This window comes from Candidatus Thiodiazotropha endolucinida, from assembly GCF_001715975.1.
Lineage (GTDB): Bacteria > Pseudomonadota > Gammaproteobacteria > Chromatiales > Chromatiaceae > Thiodiazotropha > Thiodiazotropha endolucinida.
This window is the reverse complement of sequence record NZ_MARB01000052.1, coordinates 1-1,469: the sequence shown is the minus strand read 5'-3', so window position 1 is coordinate 1,469 and position 1,469 is coordinate 1. Positions and strand designations below refer to the sequence as shown.

The 1,469-nt window shown below is 55.3% G+C and carries 1 protein-coding gene; it reads right to left on the bottom strand.

Annotated features, from left to right (window positions below; all coding sequences use genetic code 11):
- On the bottom strand, nucleotides 1-961 hold a 961-nt coding region (gene ltrA / locus CODIS_RS20290; RefSeq protein WP_305782140.1), incomplete at its 3' end, for a group II intron reverse transcriptase/maturase.
- Between the last annotated feature and the right edge of the window lie 508 nt (nucleotides 962-1,469).

The following is a 1,469-nucleotide window of genomic DNA, read 5'->3' as shown; positions in this document are numbered from 1 at the left end:
TACCCCAAGAGCGTTTCGTCAGACGACGAATATTATACTTGAAGTCGTTCAATGCTTTGTCACTCCAGCGGATTTTCTTCCCTTTGAAGGTGAAACCGAGGAAGTGCAGTTCATTGGTTTTCACCACTTTGCTCTTTCCCTCGTTGACCACCAATTTGAGTTTGGTGCTCAGAAATCGCTTCACCCACTGCATTACGCGATGGCCCGCCGATGTGGATCTTACGCAGATGATAAAATCATCGGCATAACGGACAAAGCGCAGTGCACGGGATTCCAGAAGTTTATCCAGATCGTCCAACACCACATTCGCCAAGAGTGGTGATAGAGGGCCGCCTTGCGGCACCCCTTCGGGTGTTGGATGGCACACCCCATCAATCGCCACTCCGGCGCGCAGATAACGACCGATCAGTTTGAGCAGTCGCTTGTCTGTGATATGCCGAGAGAGCCGTGACATGAGGATGTCATGATTGACCCGATCGAAGAACTTCGACAGGTCTACATCCACTGCCACTTTGTACCCTGCTTCGATGAATCCTTTGACCTGACGCACCGCGCCATGGGCGTTACGCCCCGGGCGGAAGCCATGACTCGATTCTGAGAAGCTGGGGTCGATGATGGGATTCAACACCTGGGCGATGGCTTGCTGGATCACGCGGTCGTTGACGGCTGGGATGCCCAGTGAGCGGCTGCCGCCGTTCGGTTTTGGGATCTCCACCCGCGCCACCGGCTGCGGGATGTAGTAGCCACCTTCCAGGGCTCGGCGGGTCGCGCCCCAGTGCTTTCTGGCCCACAGAGGATAGTCCTCAATAGATACGCCATCGACACCGGGCGCCCCTTTGTTCTCCTTCACCTGCTTCCATGCGGCGTGGAGGTTCTCAGGCGACAGGATCCGCTCCATGAGATTATCGTTCAAGGCTGGTTGCTGCGATTCACCGCCGGTAGCAGACTTTTCGTTTGTCACAAACTGCGCCTCCACCGAGATAAACAAGACTCCTCCTTGGCTGATGTTCGGCCCTTCCCGTTCCTAGCCTCCTGGCCCGGACTGGTACTACGACCTCTGCTGACTTCTGACAGATCACCCGGACCATTGCTGGCCAGAGCGCTGTGGCATGCCACCGCATGTCTGTCAGATCTCCCCAGATAAGAACATGAACTTTCACAGCACAACCGCGCCATTTACCTTATCCCCCGAACCACAGGGCTTTGATGTCTTGTGCCACCTTGCCCCAGGGAAGTAGGCCTTATATGACATTCCTGTCCGTCGGCTCGCTGTTTTGCGCTTAGGTTTCCTTCAGACATCCCCTTGCGGGTTTGCCCTTGCCCTCGGCTAGTAGTTGAGGGCAAATATGTGAATTGATAGGGAATCGGCCTCAGAGAGGGATGCCTATGCAGTTCATCGATCATCGACTGTGGTTCTCCTACAGGGGACTTCCACCCCATCAGTTCATGCCCATGCTGGGCGTACACAA